19 protein-coding genes are annotated in these 16129 nt (G+C 58.1%); 10 read left to right on the forward strand and 9 right to left on the reverse strand.

Features of this window, described 5'->3' with window-relative positions; genetic code table 11:
- The first annotated feature begins 311 nt into the window (after positions 1 to 311).
- On the forward strand, positions 312 to 1358 hold the full coding sequence (locus N4G42_RS17325; RefSeq protein WP_260668044.1) for a tyrosine-type recombinase/integrase: 1047 nt from the start codon (positions 312 to 314) through the stop codon (positions 1356 to 1358).
- Positions 1359 to 1373: 15 nt separating this feature from the next.
- On the opposite strand, the gene N4G42_RS17330 is transcribed toward N4G42_RS17325, so the two are convergent.
- Complete coding sequence (locus N4G42_RS17330) at positions 1374 to 3749, reverse strand: site-specific integrase (RefSeq protein WP_260668046.1); 2376 nt, start codon at positions 3747 to 3749, stop codon at positions 1374 to 1376.
- Positions 3750 to 4278: 529 nt separating this feature from the next.
- Here N4G42_RS17330 and N4G42_RS17335 point away from each other — a divergent pair.
- The 5 genes from N4G42_RS17335 to N4G42_RS17355 are packed head-to-tail and all read left to right on the forward strand — an operon-like array spanning position 4279 to position 6094.
- Positions 4279 to 4461, forward strand: coding sequence for a hypothetical protein (locus N4G42_RS17335; RefSeq protein WP_069105820.1), 183 nt, complete (start codon positions 4279 to 4281; stop codon positions 4459 to 4461).
- A 23-nt stretch (positions 4462 to 4484) separates the two neighbouring features.
- On the forward strand, positions 4485 to 4955 hold the full coding sequence (locus N4G42_RS17340; protein ID WP_260668048.1) for a hypothetical protein: 471 nt from the start codon (positions 4485 to 4487) through the stop codon (positions 4953 to 4955).
- Positions 4956 to 4968: 13 nt separating this feature from the next.
- Positions 4969 to 5547 carry an RES family NAD+ phosphorylase gene (locus tag N4G42_RS17345; RefSeq protein ID WP_260668050.1) on the forward strand — a complete coding sequence of 193 codons (579 nt, stop codon included), beginning with the start codon at positions 4969 to 4971 and terminating at the stop codon, positions 5545 to 5547.
- Between the two features lie 16 nt (positions 5548 to 5563).
- Entirely contained in the window at positions 5564 to 5725 is a 162-nt protein-coding gene (locus N4G42_RS17350; protein WP_260668052.1) for a hypothetical protein, read from the forward strand.
- Positions 5726 to 5755: 30 nt separating this feature from the next.
- Positions 5756 to 6094 carry a chlororespiratory reduction 6 domain-containing protein gene (locus tag N4G42_RS17355; protein ID WP_260668053.1) on the forward strand — a complete coding sequence of 113 codons (339 nt, stop codon included), beginning with the start codon at positions 5756 to 5758 and terminating at the stop codon, positions 6092 to 6094.
- Between the two features lie 157 nt (positions 6095 to 6251).
- On the opposite strand, the gene N4G42_RS17360 is transcribed toward N4G42_RS17355, so the two are convergent.
- The 3 genes from N4G42_RS17360 to N4G42_RS17370 all read right to left on the reverse strand — a co-directional run bounded on the left by N4G42_RS17360 (position 6252) and on the right by N4G42_RS17370 (position 9057).
- Complete coding sequence (locus tag N4G42_RS17360) at positions 6252 to 7223, reverse strand: MFS transporter (protein WP_260668054.1); 972 nt, start codon at positions 7221 to 7223, stop codon at positions 6252 to 6254.
- A gap of 472 nt (positions 7224 to 7695) precedes the next feature.
- Positions 7696 to 8094 (reverse strand): hypothetical protein, encoded by a 399-nt coding sequence (locus N4G42_RS17365; RefSeq protein ID WP_069105830.1) that lies wholly within the window; start codon positions 8092 to 8094, stop codon positions 7696 to 7698.
- Positions 8095 to 8688: 594 nt separating this feature from the next.
- Entirely contained in the window at positions 8689 to 9057 is a 369-nt protein-coding gene (locus N4G42_RS17370; RefSeq protein ID WP_260668055.1) for a hypothetical protein, read from the reverse strand.
- A gap of 591 nt (positions 9058 to 9648) precedes the next feature.
- Between N4G42_RS17370 and mobI the strand changes: the two genes are divergently transcribed.
- Complete coding sequence (gene mobI / locus N4G42_RS17375; RefSeq protein ID WP_260668056.1) at positions 9649 to 10068, forward strand: conjugative transfer protein MobI(A/C); 420 nt, start codon at positions 9649 to 9651, stop codon at positions 10066 to 10068.
- Between the two features lie 689 nt (positions 10069 to 10757).
- Here mobI and N4G42_RS17380 read toward each other — a convergent pair.
- Positions 10758 to 11480 carry a hypothetical protein gene (locus N4G42_RS17380; protein ID WP_260668057.1) on the reverse strand — a complete coding sequence of 241 codons (723 nt, stop codon included), beginning with the start codon at positions 11478 to 11480 and terminating at the stop codon, positions 10758 to 10760.
- A gap of 30 nt (positions 11481 to 11510) precedes the next feature.
- Here N4G42_RS17380 and N4G42_RS17385 point away from each other — a divergent pair, with 30 nt between their 5' ends.
- Together N4G42_RS17385 and N4G42_RS17390 are read left to right on the forward strand one after the other, a co-directional pair.
- Positions 11511 to 11873 carry a hypothetical protein gene (locus N4G42_RS17385; RefSeq protein ID WP_260668058.1) on the forward strand — a complete coding sequence of 121 codons (363 nt, stop codon included), beginning with the start codon at positions 11511 to 11513 and terminating at the stop codon, positions 11871 to 11873.
- 371 nt (positions 11874 to 12244) lie between these two features.
- A complete protein-coding gene (locus N4G42_RS17390; protein ID WP_260668059.1) occupies positions 12245 to 13099 on the forward strand; it encodes a hypothetical protein in 855 nt (284 codons plus the stop codon).
- A 93-nt stretch (positions 13100 to 13192) separates the two neighbouring features.
- Here N4G42_RS17390 and N4G42_RS17395 read toward each other — a convergent pair whose 3' ends face one another.
- Positions 13193 to 13456 (reverse strand): hypothetical protein, encoded by a 264-nt coding sequence (locus N4G42_RS17395; protein ID WP_060986107.1) that lies wholly within the window; start codon positions 13454 to 13456, stop codon positions 13193 to 13195.
- A 237-nt stretch (positions 13457 to 13693) separates the two neighbouring features.
- Between N4G42_RS17395 and N4G42_RS17400 the strand changes: the two genes are divergently transcribed.
- Entirely contained in the window at positions 13694 to 14074 is a 381-nt protein-coding gene (locus N4G42_RS17400) for a hypothetical protein (protein ID WP_260668061.1), read from the forward strand.
- A gap of 220 nt (positions 14075 to 14294) precedes the next feature.
- On the opposite strand, the gene N4G42_RS17405 is transcribed toward N4G42_RS17400, so the two are convergent.
- From N4G42_RS17405 to N4G42_RS17415, 3 genes are all read right to left on the reverse strand, one after another.
- Positions 14295 to 14579 (reverse strand): hypothetical protein, encoded by a 285-nt coding sequence (locus tag N4G42_RS17405; protein ID WP_260668062.1) that lies wholly within the window; start codon positions 14577 to 14579, stop codon positions 14295 to 14297.
- Positions 14576 to 15250, reverse strand: a complete 675-nt coding sequence (locus tag N4G42_RS17410; RefSeq protein WP_060986104.1) for a helix-turn-helix domain-containing protein — start codon at positions 15248 to 15250, stop codon at positions 14576 to 14578. The genes N4G42_RS17405 and N4G42_RS17410 overlap by 4 nt, the downstream gene beginning before the upstream one ends.
- 634 nt (positions 15251 to 15884) lie before the next feature.
- Entirely contained in the window at positions 15885 to 16085 is a 201-nt protein-coding gene (locus tag N4G42_RS17415; protein WP_108499163.1) for a hypothetical protein, read from the reverse strand.
- Positions 16086 to 16129: the final 44 nt, after the last annotated feature.

A 16129-nucleotide genomic window follows, 5' to 3' on the forward strand; every position in this document is an offset into this window, starting at 1 on the left:
TTTTACTACCAATATAAAACCGGCGCACCACTTACGTGGGCGCCGGTTTTTTTTCGTCTGTACAAGTAATAAGAAATTTGGATTACATGCACCGGCCATTCCCGGCGTTAGATAGGTCCTCAGTTGTAGGGACTTACAACTAAATCAAAGCATTGATCGCAATAGGGGCATTGCACAACACCCGCAATTGCGTGCAATCTTACAGGTCAATTGAGGCTCTTACCCAAAGCGCCTCCTCAGTAGCGGGTGGGCCCTCTGTCGTGTTCTCGCAATTGCTCCTAGCACAATAAGTCACGACAATTCAGTTGATCATGAATTCCAAAGTCGAATTGAGCGCAGATGAGTTTTTCGAGCAATGGCTAGAGCATTGCTCGAATGATGACCAGCGGGCCATCAACGACTTTGTTTTCTACAGGTACTTTTGGATATCGTGGACCAAGTTTTTGACAACCGGTGGGGACAAGGAAAACCCCAGGTGGGTTCACTGGACTGATGCAGACCCCGTACTGGTCAAGGGTTATCTCGCTTCCGGTATCGAGTCTCGCGCCAACGGCGACACCAAAATCAGCGTGATCACCGAGCGTCGGTACTGGCGCCTGCTGGAGCGGGTGTATGACTACGCTGTGGAGCGCGGGTTGGTTGCAGAAAATCCTGCTGCTGGCATTGCCGACAAGGAAAAGCCTCCTTCTGAAGATCCCAAGGGGGCCATCTTGTCGCCCGTTGTCTGGGAGCAGTGCTTCAAGATCCTTCGAGATGGCTCCGAAGATGCTGCGGGCCTGAAGGCCATCGACATCCGCAACCGAGCGCTTTTGCTGGTGCTCTTTGAGTTGGGGCTCACCTCGGCTGAAATCCGCGCGCTCACAGTCGAGTCCTTCGTAGACGGCGGGGCAGGGAAGGGCGCCTCGATCCGCATCACCTCGGGGGGCGTCAACCAACTGCGCACGATGGTCGTGTCCGACGAAGTGCGCTCGGCCATCAAATCCTGGCTGCAGGTGAAGGCGACAGCGGGCAAGCACGCTTTGGCACCGGCACTTTTCAGCTCGCAGACGGGCAAGCCGATGACCGACGAAAACCTGCTGGTGCTCGTGCGCGCGCACCTGCTTGCTGCCAGTCGATCTGCTGGCCAAGATGACCCGGTTCGCGCTGGGCCGCAGATCGTCAGGAACACCAGGCTGGTGCAATGGATGCTGTCTGGCATGCCCCAGCCGGAAGTGGCACTTCGCGCCGGTCTCAAAAACGTCCGGGGGCTCCTGCATCTTCGCCTGCATCTGCCTGACGGTCCCCGCCTGGAACTCGCACGCGCGTCCAGCCGAAAAGACGACGAACCGCTGCGCCCCGTTCTCCAGCGGTTGGCCTGAGCCACCCGCTGGGGCTCAGATACTGGTCTTCATCTTGTCCACCGCCCTGATGCGCTCTCCCATGCCGGCCTTCACATAGATGGCGGTGGTGTTGATGTTCTTGTGCCCGAGCAACTCCTGCACCACACTGAGGTTTCCACCAGCCGCCTCCAGCGCTTTGTGCGCGTAGGTGTGGCGCAGCCAGTGGGTCGAAGCCCGCATGAAGGGCGCCTTCCCTTCACCCGCCATCTCGTGGGCATTGTCGGAGCAGATTTTGAAGAAGCTCTTGAGGATGGTGTACAGCATGTGACTGGACAAGGCCCCATGCTCATTGACCGTGTACTTGATCTTGCCCACCTCGGCCTCGCGTTCGATCTCGATGGTGGGCAGCGCCTTGTTGGAGCGCAAAGCCTTCTGCGCGCGTTCGATAGCCAATCCCTTGTCTCTGGTGGAGATCCATCGATCATCCAGCACGCCGATCAGCGGCTGGTCTTCAGGTTTGACCTGGGTGAACAGCGCGAGCTTGCCCTGAGCCATCAGCTCTTCGCGGTCCTTGCGGTGCTCACGCAGCGCTTGCATCGTGGCCGCATTCAGGGGGACCGTGCGTTTGCGCATGCCTTTGCCCAAGACTTCCAACACGCGGGACTCCACACCACGTTCCAGGGCTCGGTCGGTTTGCACATGGGCCCACCGCGCTTGCGCCACTTCCGCCCGTCGCAGCCCAGCGTTCTCAATCAGCCGAAACAGGGCGCGCAGCCTGCGCTTGGCGGGTCCATCCGGCAGATCTGCGAACGTGTCACCCACCACCTGCAGGTCGGCCTCCGTGAAGGACCGGAACACGTCCATCGTCACCTCATCGCGCTTTTGCCCGTCCACCGCCAGGGCTGCGTTGGCACTGATGTACCCTGATTTCTTCCAGTGCGTGTACATGGCCCGCACGGCGGAAAAAGTCACGTTCAGACTCTGGGCGTTGAGGGGGCCACGCAGAGGTCTCCATCCATCGGTGTACTTCTGCTTTGTGCCTTTGGCCACTTGCACCCAATGCTCTGGCGGGTTGATGAGGAATTTCTTGAACGCAAAGAAATCGTCTTCCGTGAGGGACGACAGCGCCCGCTTGCGTTCATGAATGGCCCAGAGGATCAAGCGTTCTATGGCCCGTTGATAGGCTTCTTGGGTGTGGGGTGACTTTTGCTGGATCTTTCTGAACCACGCCTGTACCGCTTCAACATCATTCGACGCTTCCATCGTATTGGCCGCGAGTGCCCGGAACACTCCGTCGCTCCCGTCCAATTCTTCTGGCCACAGCATCGATGTCAACGGCTGCATCTCGTAGGGCGAAGAGATCTGCAGTTCACGGCTGTTGGCCAGCGCGGGGAGTCGCGAAAGTCCTGGTGCCGGCGTCAGCGTCCAGCGATGCAGCCAGGCCAGCAGGTTTTCTGCCCGCCTGACGCCGTAGCCAGGCAGTTCGTCGTACCAGCGGTCGCCCTTCAACGAGATCCAGTCCACCAGGTTCCCCAGCGTGATCACGCCCGCCTTGCCAAGGGCCTCCTTCTGACTACCGGACATTACGACCCACTGTTCGACGCGGTGAGCGCGCTCGGGCTTGGTGCCCAGGTGTTCATCCAGCCAGTTGATCGCATGCAAGACATCCGCCATCCGCTCGGCCGCACTGCGGCCTGCCTGAAGCAGCTGCACCGCCCCGGTCTGCAATGAGGGCTTGGTCTCGGGCGCGAGGGGGATCTCTACCTGACTCGGGGAGGGTGCCAGGTCAGGAGCAGGTTCGGCCCTTGCTTCTGCCAGGGCCTCCTCGTACCGCTCGATCAGCTCAGCCTCCGAGAACATGTCCGGGTCGAACTGGGCCGCGAACTCTTCCAAGCTGAGCACCTTGGGTGCCTGCACCGTCACGGGTTGGGCCTGCACGGCGATGTCCACTTGTCCACTGGTGGGCGCTGGAGGCTCGGTGTTGCTACCGGGTGACCCAACCGGCACTGCGCTCACTATGGCCTGGTGGTCCCTGAGGACCCTCACCATAGCGCGGGCCTCTTGGGACTGCTCGATGCCGTTGGCTGCAGCCTCGATCCGGTCCAAAAGTTCCTGGTACTTCTTGACGAGCGCTGGACGCTCGGGCGCACGACCCGGCCACAGCATGTACTGGCGAGCTGCTACAGTGAGATCCACACCTTGGGCGATGGCGCGCAGCATCGCGAACTCGTCGGCCGTCGCATTGTTGTGGGCGATCCGGGTCTGCGAACCTGGTGGGCGTCCGCGTCGGCGAGCCGGTTTGACGCGCTGCGCGGGCTCCAGCGGCTGGCCACCGTCCAGATCCACCACCGCCAGTTTTCCGGGCTCGGCGAGGGCGCCGGATTCGGCGGGCGGTTGCGTTTCAGGAATTTCGGGCGTAGAGTGGGTCATGACCTTGAAAGACGAATTGTCCTCGTGCACTGGCGGCTTGGCCAACTGGCCGCAGCGCCAGCCCAGCCGGAACAACTAAGCGAAAAAGGAGCGGGATGTCCCCTCCTCTTTTTTTGAGTCTCGTTTAATGCTCCATAATGGATATTATGGGACAGTACACATTAAATGTAAAACGATTCCGAAGCGCTAAAAACTTAACGAAGTTAACGGATTGATCAGACGTACTCAATTCAACGTAGCTATCTAATCTTGCGAAGTTTTCAGGAGCGATGTACATTTCCCCATGGAAGCACGGCCTGGCCGATGGATGTCGGCCGCGTGACCACAGGAGATCGAAATGCTTGTTTGTATAGACGGCCCGAGTCTGCCCAGAGCGCCTTCAGCGCTAGATCACTACGCGATCATTCGCCGCAACGGCTGCGTGGTTCCGTTCGAACCGCAGAGGATTGCGGTAGCCATGATAAAAGCGTTCCTGGCCGTGCATCAGACGATGCGGAGGTCATGCACATGGCACCCCTTTTCCTACCCGATGAGCACTCTGTCGAGTCGCGTCTCGCAGTGGTACAGCCACGAACGCCTGGAAGTCCGCTTCCCGAAGATGGGCGGTGGTGCGCGCCTGAGCGCACGGCGCCGCAACAACACCGACCTTCGCGACGGATCTACTTCTGGCTTCTTCTCGGCGGCAAAGCCCAACCTGCGCAACGCGCCATAAGCGCACCACGGTTTGAAATCCCCATGAACACCCTGTCCATTTCCTCACCGTTTGCCCACCGCAATGCCCCAGACCTCTCGCAGGCGTCTCCTGATCCCTACGCGACAGCGGCCCAGTCTGCCGCTGTCTTGCGCTCGGGGGCGCAGTACCGCCGCGAGCGCATGGAAGCCGACGACATGATCACGACCGACGACGCTGCACTGCTGGCGGGCGCCAGCCGGGTGACCATCAACGCCTGGATCAAGTCGCGCCGCTGCATCGGGGTTTCCCACCTGCGCCGGGGGTTCAAGTTGCCGCGCTGGCAGTTCGAACCCAACTTGTGGCCCATCCTGCAGCCCTTGGCTACGGCCCTCGGCGCTTCGGATGGCTGGCAGGTGCTCGCCTTCCTGGAGACGCCGGCATCGGCCCTCGACGGCCAGACACCTCGCGCCGCACTTGAGCAGGGCGTCCCAGCGAAACACATCCTGGCATTGGCAACGGCTGAGGCTCACTGAATGACCTCGCCCCATGAACCTGACAGACCTCAATCCGCCATTCATTGAACTTCCTGACCGCCAAATCTGGCACCGCATCCAGCGCACCAGCTGGCGCAAAGACAGCGTGCGAACGCGCGGGTTCATCCTCCCGCCCTTCGGCATTCCCACTGGCCGTTTCGATCTGTCCGACGAGCCCACCGCTTACCTCGCCGATAGCGAGCAGACCTCATGTTACGAGGCGCTTTTTCGGCGGGACACGCGCAGCTACACCCTGGATCAACTCCGAAAACGCTCACTGGTCGCCTTTCGCACGGCTGCAGGCATGCGCCTTGCCGATCTGCGCGGGCTGGAGGAGAACTACCCTGTGCTGCAATCCCTGCGTTACGAGGCCACACAAGCCTTTGCCGCCGACGCCCGGAAGGCCGGTGCCCATGGGGTCATGTACGCATCCGCGCAGCACCCCTACCATTCCTGCATCTGCCTGTTCGAACGCGGCGTGGCCAGCATGACCAAGGTATCAAGCACACCGCTCGTGCAACCCGGCAGTGATCGCCTCCACCTCAGTGTTCTGCGCGCAGCTCTGGGCTCTCAAGTAGCCATCGTCTCGTGAATCAGGAGTGCAACCCATGCTCATGACCCCGCGTCCATCAGTAGTGCGAACCGATGCCGATGGCCTTGCCGCCTTCCAGGGTGACGCGCTGCTGGTGCTGGAGATCTCCAAGCGCGAGATTGAAACCGGAAACATCGCGAGCGCGCTGGAGCGCCTGCACGCAATCGCCGAGTCCTGAGAGACGGCCCTTCGCTACCAAGAGTGCCTGGTGATTCAGGTGCTGGGTTACGACTCTGACCACCGTGAACTGGCGGAAATCCCCGAGGTGCGCGCCTTCTTTGCCCGACTCGCCCAAGAGTGGCCCCACTGGATGTGGTTCCTGCACAGGCATGTAGGGGCGATCCATTTGCTGTTGGCACTGCTGTGCAAGGTCAAGATCCATCGCCGGGGGAGCAGTACAGGGACCGAGTTTCTTGACCGCCATGAGCTTGCTGCCCAGATGGCTGACCTGTTCCAGCGCGGCAACGCCATGTTCGAGGCGTTCGGAATCAGCGAAAGCGAGGCCGAAGCTTCATGCGAGAGCGCGTGCGCTGAGCTGGTTCCATAGCCACCGTCATCCGGGGCCGTGGACGAGCCGATGGGATGCTGGATCACCCCCTCAGGGTGCATGGGCCACGACAAGAAACACCTAACGGATGGGAAATCTGGGCGGAAAGGAGATTCCTGTCGCCCGAACCCACGACAGGATCACCCGAGCGAAAATGTCAGTCCTGGTAGACGGACACACGCCGCAGCGTTTTCCCCAAAACGACCACTTCCACACTGCCGACTGAGTAGCCACCGAGCTGCCAGCGGCGGCTACCATCTGACGCACGCTGCTGCTCCCCAAAGGCACCTGCCATCCGCTGCTCGAACGCAGACATGTCCTCGGCCGTGACGCTGCAGGTGACACCCACCATGCCCCGGCGCGGCTGGAAGTCGAATTGCACGGGCCGATCCACCGAGCAGGGAATGAAGCCGTCGCTCAAGCGGATGGGCGGCGGCATGCCGGCCTGGTAGCCCATGCCACACCCGATACCGCCTCCAAACGAATAGGCACTGCAGTTGCGGACATCGAAGCCATAGAGATCACCAGCATCTCTGGGCGACATCCCCAGGGGCGCGGCAACCGACACGCCACCCTCATCACCAGGCTTGGCGATGTAGACCATCTGAGCCGAACCGCAGCTGGGGTACAGCCGCACCTTGTAGCTGGTACCGTCCTTGAGCTGGCTGGACACGTCGAAGAAGCCCTCCTTCGAAAACGAGGTCTTCACGTTCCACGGACCCTCGTGTTCCAGCACCTTGCTGATGGCCTCGATCAGGCTGGACTCACGGCAGGAGCCGCTTTGGGTCGCGGCGAACCAGGTTGCCTTGGCCTGCGCCGATTTCGTCACGTCATCGGCGCAGCGCAGCCAAGACTTGTCCGAGTTGGCGGCGGCATAGGGCCCCCAGCACCACCCACGGGATTCAGCCATCTCCTCCGCAAGGTTCGCGCGGCTGCACGGAGATCCTGGCTTGTCCGAATCCCGTGTCGCCGCGCGGCACTCTACCCGCTGGTGCAGGGCCTCGGCCTGCAGCTTTTCATCGCTCATGGCGCCGTAGGCTTTGCGCACGTCTTCGACGGTCGTTTCACCGCAACCGGTCAGCGCCAAAGTTGCGGCCGACACCAAAGGCAAGAGGACAAGAAGCTTCATTGGGATGGACGGTAAGGGGAAGTGGCGAGCTTAGCCCGGAGCGTGCTCAACTGGCCACCGCTGGCGTCCAGTTCGGTGAAGTCGTTCACATTGCCCGTCCAAAAACAAAGGGCTGACCACCGGTCAGCCCTTTAGCAAAGAATCGAGCGTAATGTGAGAGCGCTGTTCTTCGCAAAACCCGATCAAAGGATCAGAACGCTCATTCTACCCGCGCACTTCACTCAAAACAAATGTCGGTGGATACTCGTAGCCCCTTTTCAAAAGGTATGCCTGTACTGCGGTGAATCTGACCTTGGCCAGATCCAGGTCCGTGAATAGTTCCTGTCTGCGCCCATGACGGCGATTTGTCTCGCCGTACCAATGGCGGTTGATTACACAGGCATCGAACAGATCAACATCCAGGCTCAGGATGTACCGGCGTTTTCCACGAACAAACTCTTGACGCATACGCGCTCCGCAGAAACAGGCCTGCCTACGACGACTTGGCGCGCTTGCTGGCGAGTCCCACGGCCAGGTCTGTCAAGACCGCAGCTTGCAGGTTCTGCAATAAATCCTCAGGCACTCTGGTCCAGGCCAAAATGGAATTGGGATATGCGCCTACTGGCATTCCGTGTTCATTGAGGATGCAGGTGGTATTCCCCTGAGTGAAAACACTGCCATAAATGACGGTAACCGATGGCTTCATCATCATTTCCAGGCCGAGGGACTCAAGGTACATCGAAGGGTCGTGGGCAATCACCTCCACATACCGCTCATTGTGAATACCGCACCACTTACGGCAAGCCATGGCGACTCGAACTCCCTCTGGGGGAATGCCCACAGTCCAGGAGCCAAGACTTGCGGACTGAGTGTTTTTCAGATCTTCATTCATTCAATTAACCCAAAGAACGTGCAAAGCTTCGAACGCCTTTGCCAACCCTGTTACTAGCGTCGGTCGTGGACGATAACTCGGTACTGCTTGGACTACCTGCAATCTCCTTTACCGGATCAACAGGCTTCGGAAGAGACTCCACGTCAGTTGCATTCGTCGTTAGCGCAGGTTGTCTTGAGCGTGGGCTGTCCGACGAAATCTGAGATCTAGGCTCCGCCGCCATAGATGCTTGTATTGCTGGCTTACTCCCGTCTACTACGAGTTTCCCCGTCTCTGAATAGAGCGCCAGAAGTGCCAATATCCTCAAACGTTCGGCTCTAGCGCGCTTAGAAATACTGCTCAACTGATCTAGCAACTTTGGTTGTGTTTCGCCAATAAACACTGCGAACTGGATCGGTTCTAGCTGCCCGTCAACAACCCCCATGTTTACCGGAATGCCCCTGAAAGTTTCTGATCCGCTTTCAAGGTACATACCGATCATTGCCAAAGCCCTAAGCCGTTCTGATCTGACATTAGCCGGAATCCGCGCAAAAGCACTATGCAAAAGCGGGTATGCCTCGTTAATTTCGACAACGACTTTCAGGCTTTTGCCGCTCATACAGAAGCACCGCCGAGCAGCCAAAATCCACGCGCATTCGAAAGCACAGGATTTTTAGGCGATACCACTTTCAGGCGCGGGAATGCCTCCTGAATTGCCTGCTGGAAGAAGGAAGATCCACCGCCGACCAGAACAATAACGTCAGGAGACATAGTTTCCACGCGGAGAGCCTTTTGAATCGAAGTGGCTGCGACAGAGGAAAGAGTTTCACTTGCCTTCTTGAGGAAAGGAGCAAGTTCGACACGCTCACCCATGAGCAAGATGCTTTCCTTGCCGGAGTGAATTGCATTTCCGAGCGTTTCGACACTCACTTTTGCTCCGTGCTCTTCGGAAATAAAAGTTCCCGCTTGCGCTCCCACCTTCATTACATAAACTTCACAATTAATCGCACTCCATTAGACACTTAATGCAATTACGTGCAATTCTTGTCGCAGGTCAACCGCAGCGTAGTCGCAGCAAATACGCCTGGCGTCGGACGGTCTCGTAGCAGTACAGAGTGACTAATGACTCACTTCAACGAATTGCTCGGACAAAACGACGTTTTCATCATTTTACGCCTCTTGATCCTAATAGGATGAATTCACACCCCTCTTTATGCGGACTGCAAGATCAGCTGTTCCAGCGGCTCTTTGACCTAGTGGATTCATCCTATTAGGATGGAACGGCAAATAATGGATCATAAAGAGACCCAACCCCCTCCGCTCCCTGCGACATGAAAAGTCCAAAAAGCTGTGCATCCTAATAGGATGGATTGGCACCCTGAATCCATCCTATTAGGATTGACACTTTTTCAAGCCTACACCTGAGGATGCTATAGGATGGGTGGATTCATCCAACTAGGATGGACCAGACCGGCATCTCCATCCCGGAAAAAGTGTGTTTTGAGCAGTACGGCCCCGTGGATGGATGTACCGGGTATCTCCATACACGGTAAAGAGATGGATCTACCCCCCGAAATGAACAAAGACGAACTAGCCCTCTGTGAAGATGCAATCCAAGGCCTTGAGCGATGCATCGAGGTGCTCTATGGCCAAGCCATGGTCGCGGCAGACGAGTACATGAGCTTTGTGGATCGGGTTGAGGCGAAGGCGACAGGCTGGGAGTCCAGGTCAACACTGCAACTCTCATGTACCAGAAAGGGCAACCACTTGGATCTCAAATGGACGGGAATCCGTTGGTTTGGTCAAAAGAACAACCGACAATCCATTCGAGTGAGGATTGCGATCAATGAAGAATCAATGACCTATGCAAAGGACCGATTGAATACCTTTGCCAAAGAATGGGAAATTGATGAAGTGATGAAGACAGAAAAAAAAGCTTCAATCCATCAGACGAAAGTCAAAACACATTGTCAAGGCCATCATCAATACTCGTAATGCCATCCGCGTGTTGAAAGCGCAGAAGGGGGATGAGGTTGAGTCCGAGGAAGAGGCGGTCGGCTAGGGCCTATGTAAAAGCAATAGAACCCGCAGCTTGACCCACAATCGTCTTTTTCACTTGCACTTAAACCTGGGCCCTATGTAGATGCACATGGGGCCTTTGACATTTCAGACGGGGATGGATGTGCTCGCCGGGTATTTCCCTCGCGGCTTTTTTACTCTTCAGGACCCGTGCTTTGTCCCCTGTCTTCTTTCCCCCGAAGAAATAGGCAATCCGTAGTTTGATTCCATGGATCTCGGGTTAGGCGCTCACACTGGCTCTTCCTCTATACCCATTGCGGGCTTTCGAGGCTTTTATTGAGGGGACGAATCGCCCCTCGCGGAAACGCCTCAATCGCGGCGATAGTTGAGGCCCTATGTAGATGCATTTCTATGTAGTTGCGCATCGATTTTGATGACGACCCGCGTCGCCCAATCAGACCGACAGCGTTTAGTGTTCGCCCCGCACTTCCGTAGCCTTAATTTCCCCCCGGAACCGGTATCTTCATCATTTGGTGCTCGGTATTTGTCCTGTTTCCGGGCTTCGCCTTTCAGCACCCTGTTTCACGGCTGGAATTGGCATATGAATTCGCAGGCCGACTTACGACAACAGTAGGATGGCGATGGCGGGCGTTGGATACGACGAGCTACGCGGAAGCCATTTGGCCTTTGGCGGTTCTGGCGGTGGTCCGCGTCGGGTTTTGATTCAGTGGTATCCCAAGGAGAATTCCGCTCTCTGGGCCCGGTGACGCGCGGCGGTGCAGAAATCGCTCTTGTGACCTTTTCACCGACAAGCCGCCTTTTGCCGGTCTCAGTGGCGCAGCCCCCCAAGGCGCGACCATATAAAGCGGGATTTGCTCACCGGTATCTCTGCGAGCTGTGGGTTTTCCGTCTCCCGTAATAGAACCCCAAGATTCTCCGATGGGCCTCCTAGCTCCCAAAACGCCCTCAGAGCCCCAAATTAATTCTCCCCCCGGCTCTAGATCTTCCAAATCAAGTTCGCCTTGGTGGAGCGTGGAACTCGCGAGATCCAGCAATATGACGCCCGCTTTTTGCAGCTGGTATCCGTCTTCATAAAACCGGCGCACTCCCACGCGAGCTGCTTGGACCAGAATGGATGTGTCTGCAGTTGGCCTGCGCAATGGCACGACTACTCCGCGCGAAAACTGGGGAGGTGGCCGAAAAGGCGAGCTGTGGGCAAAGACATAAAGCTGGCCCGCGAAACTCCTCTGCTTCCTGATTTTTTCTGCCGCGCGTGACGCAAACTCACTCACGGCCTCCAGTAATGGCTCCAGCGTTGCCACCGGACGGCCGAAGGACCGCGTTACCGCGATTTGCTTTTTATCGGTGGACACATCTTCCAGCGCCATGCACGATTACTGCCCTTTTCACCCGACCCCGTGAAACTCAGCCTGGGCTTCAAGGGGGATTCGCTCTCCGTAATCAACGTGCAGCGCCCCGACGAGGTGATGGAGACCAAGATCCGGCAGGAGCTGGAAGCCAAGTACGGCTCGCCGACACTCGATGATGGACGCAAGGACGAACAGTGCATCTACCGGAACGGCAACAGCTTCACCCTGAAGTCGGGCGTGATGTCAGTGTGCTGGAAGGATGACGAAACCTCGACCACCACAGATCTGAACCTGGTGCTTTGCCAGTCGTGCCCGTCAAACTTCAGCAGCGGCATGGTCAGCACGCAGCCATCCCGCAGCCTCTCCATTCAGCGTCGGCCCGCCCCCGCCAAGGCCAGCGGGCTCTTCTGAGCGCCCTCCTCCCCCTCGGGGTGACAAAAGCGCCTTTTTGCTCAAGTGCGAAGCACTCACGAGTGAGAAAAGCGGTTGAACTCAACAGTCGGTTGTAGGGCGCAGAGCGCACGCAGCCTGACCCCGCTTTCGGGCGGGGCATGTAATCCAAACAAATCACACTTTTTGCCCTCGGTCCTGCGCGATATACTTGCAAGGCCACCCCTGGGCGCGCGCCGCTTGCGGCGTTGGGGGTCTATTGAGACCATGGCCTGATCACCATTTACAAACCCTCGATCCTCTTTCTGGACCGGTGGAGCTTTGCGAATGCGCCCTCCCAAGCTTTGGCCCGAAAGCGCCAAGGCAGCTCCATCGTGAATGAAGGAGTTCGAATGAAGTTGTATGTCAACGATGGCGCCGTTTTTGCCGCCAATGTCAACCTTAGCCAAGCTGCCAAGAAGGCAAAATCCCTGAAGTACGTCGAAACCGTTGAGGAGGGCGAGAATCTGATCGCCCAGCTGCTCGGACACCGCGACTTTTTCGAGGTGCGACATCTCGCCAAGAAGGGCGCAGCCAGCCGCAACATTGCGCACCTCGACGAATTTGCTATCTACGACCTGTTGCACAAGAAGTCCGTGACCAAGGGCGAACCGTTCCCTCGCGATCTGCCCCGCCAGTTCAATCGTCCCTGGAAGGATCAAGCCCTGCAGCTTCTGGATGTGGCGCTGGCCAACTGCAAGCCAGACGAACTGGATTTCGTGGCTCTTATGGGTAGTCCTGGATCTGGCAAGACGATCCTCGCCAAAGCCCACAGCCTCAAGACAGGTGGCTACTTCATCGACGCGGACCTGTACGCGTGGTGGGCAAAACTCTCACCTCCGCGTAACGTTGCGCCGGCAAACTATCTGGACCGCCCAGCGAAAACGCCCACAACGACCGGCACCAACGCGCGTTTCGTTGCTGCCCGCGAGTGGCAGGCAACCGGTATGGACCAGCGCACCGAGGCCAAGGCCTCAGGAGTCTTTCGTGTCCCTGAACTCGGCTTCCCGATGGATGAGATTGAGGTCATGGAAAGCAATTCTCCGGCTCGGGCACTGGTGCGCAGCAGTCCAACGGTGATCGCCTTCGGGTCTCTAGATGCCGTACAGAAGGCTCTTGACAACGCTTGGCATGCGTACATGGGCGACCCAGCCAAAACCGCCCGTCTGAACTGGGGTGTAGCCCCGTGGTTTGCTTGGACGACATGACAACGCACACGCTGCGCCGTAAGTCAGGATAAGCATTCTGGGGGTCCGGCATATGCCCGAGCCCCCTCCTCAGCTCCAAGGGTCCAGCTTCAGTTAGCTGTCTGCCGCGTGCCTGATGAGCATGCAAACCGCCTTGTAGCTCTCCATCACCAGAAGCGTGCGGGCCCCTTGATGCACTCCGTGACCAGAGCAGGTTTCATTGAGCGTCAACTTCGTCTTCACACCCGCCGCGTAATTGGCGCTTGCCACATCGACCACCGTGGCGATCAGGTCCACCTGCACCAGCGCGCTACGCGGTACTACCAGGTCATCGCTGGAATCGTTGACGACAGTCAGGTCGATGCGGGGAGTCGGCATGTTGGGGCGCTGTCAGACCATCAAGGTCTTGCCAGTCTTGTTGGCCATATCGCCCATGCTACTTGATGGCCCTGAAGGAAGTCACACACGGGCATGCCCTGGCGCTCCCCCGAATAACACACGAGCCCATGGCCCGCAGTCTCACTTTCCGGTTGCTGGAACGAGTGCATAAACGCAAACCAGAGGCCGGAGGAAAGTGAGCCCGTTGAACAGATGACAGTGGCAACTCTCGGGGATGTGGCCATCATCTCCGACAGCGGGGAGCAGTATCTACGCGCAATCAACACAAAGGGCATGAACCGCGACACGCTGGCAGACAACTTCATTGGTGCAATCCAGGCTGAGCCTTCACGGCATCCCCTGACCTTCCAAAACCCATATCCCGGTGGTCATACGCTGGCTTGTCTCGCAACACACGACTGTTTGCTGAGCCACGTTGTGCTTTTCGGGGTCTTCTACGCCACGTTCATAACGCGCAATCCATCGGGTTATGGCGGCGACTCCAGGGTGTTCTTCATCAACCCGGCATCTAGGGAGTACAACGCCAGCGACTTCAGCCGCGAGGTTGCCGCAGGGCGAATCAAGGGCTTGGGGAGACCTACTTCGCCCAGCGCTTGATGCGGGCTACCAGTCGCGCGATTTCTGGAGGCTCCAGTGGCATTGAGGGAGCAAGTTCGAGACACCTTTCAAGGGTCACATACCCTCGACGCAAGAGCCCCGTGCAAAACTCCTGATCCTTCGGCCTGGCTGCAGCCGCCTTCGACATGAAAAGGTCTTCAACGTCCAAGCACCAGACAATGAAGCTGTCGGTATTCCCGCTCTGCACCTTCCATAGCCGTTACTCCCACCCCTGGGGCAGGACTGCAGTCTCTGGGCCCACGCCTTGGGCATAAAACCCGTTCGCAAGGTGAAACTCGGAACCCTCGCCCAGCACCCCTTCGATCTTCTCCGCAAGCTCAGGCGCGTACCTGGGATAAATGTCAGCCTCTGCAGACATCTTGAACTCGGGGTCTGGGTAGGGAATCTTGCCCAGAATGGACTGGCTCCCGATCACAACGAATTCGTACTCTTCGGTGATCGCACCGCTCGCCCGGATCAGATGCTCCAGTTCGTGGCGATTCATGGAAGGGGCCCTTCCGCACCGAGAACAATCCCCTTCTTGAGAGTTGAAACATGACTCAAGATGCTTTCGCGATCCTCTTTCGAGAGCAACGTGGGCAAAGGAGACGCCTGGCGTAGCTCCTGCGCATGTCTCGAACGGCCCAAAACCTTGCTCCACTTCTTCGCCATGAGGATCTTGAGCCACTCTGCGTAAAGGGTGTGCGAATGCGTATTGCCACTTTTCATCCAGCGATTAACAGTCTCCTTGGCTTCCTCAATCAGCTCGGGATTGGCCCGCACCCGCTCCACCGCCTTTTCGTGAAGAACCAGGCTCAACAGATCCTGCGCCTGATGCCGCTTGTTGTCCGCGCTGACCATGATTTGAACCTGAGGCGCTGGTCGGTGTGACCGGGCCGCCGCCGTACCAGGCTGCGCTGGATAAACCATATCTCCCGCCAAAAATGCCAAGTCAGCGGCCACGCCTAGAACACCCATCACCCGCAGATAGGTGCCCATGGATGGGCCTGGATCGCCAGCTTCCACCGAAGCGAGTGTCATGCGGGAAATGCCAGCGCGTTCAGCCATCTCGACCGTGGTGAGCTTTCGCGCCTTGCGCAGTCGGCGCAGGCGATCACCCAGCTGCAATAGCAACTGCCGGTGAAGGACGAGAGAATCAGAAGGATCGGGTTTCATTTGGCTAGAATTTTATACAAACGACCTATCAATGTCCATATTTCTAGCCACATGAAAAGGCGCGACCACATAGCTAATGCGACGACAAAGGCTCCTGCTCAATCAACCTTTTGTCATGACATACCAACGCACATGGCCCTCAGGCGGCTGGGGCGCGTCTGGTAACTCGACTGCAGCCACAAGGCGCTGGACCAGCCACATGACCTTCCGGCCCGAGCAAGAGGACCCTTGGCAAGCTTATCCACCACACCATCGTCCCGAATGCCCAAAAGCGGCTGCGGGCACCGCACTGAGCCCTCAACCATGGCGATCTGGGTTCCCAGCGAAGATCGCCCTTGCCCTGCCCTTATCCATGTGGGGCCTCACAAAGATGGCCTCGAAGTCCTCCACAGCCTTCGGACTTGGGGCCATGCGCGTAACGGGCACCTGCGGCTGTGGGCCCGACACAGAGGTACCACAAATGGCCGTCCAGCAGCGCAACGGTAATAGGGATGGCCAGATGCATCTCTGCCCGTAGTTCCCGCTTTTCATGGCATCACGAGAACGTCGCCAATCCGAAAGGACGTGGGCGAAGGTCAGGGACATGGATTCTCCGAAACGGGTGCGGTCGGCTGGCGGTACGTGAGGGTTTGTTTCAGGGGTGCGCGCAATCAGGCATAGGGGTGCCAGGGACACCCCGCATCACCTGCGTGCTCACGCGGTACTGCGCGCCGCGCTTGGTCGTGAGCACAGGGGCGTAGCTGTAACCGCCGCTGTAGAAGCTGGATGGCAGTTCGGCCAGGGAGCCCCCGGCCCGCAGAGCGCTGAGAACCTGGTCGAGTCCAGCAGATTTCATTTGGTGGGGGCGCCACGCTCACCCAATCGTCCTCTACATGGGTA

This window comes from Acidovorax sp. K2F (genome assembly GCF_025246485.1).
GTDB lineage: Bacteria > Pseudomonadota > Gammaproteobacteria > Burkholderiales > Burkholderiaceae_C > Acidovorax > Acidovorax delafieldii.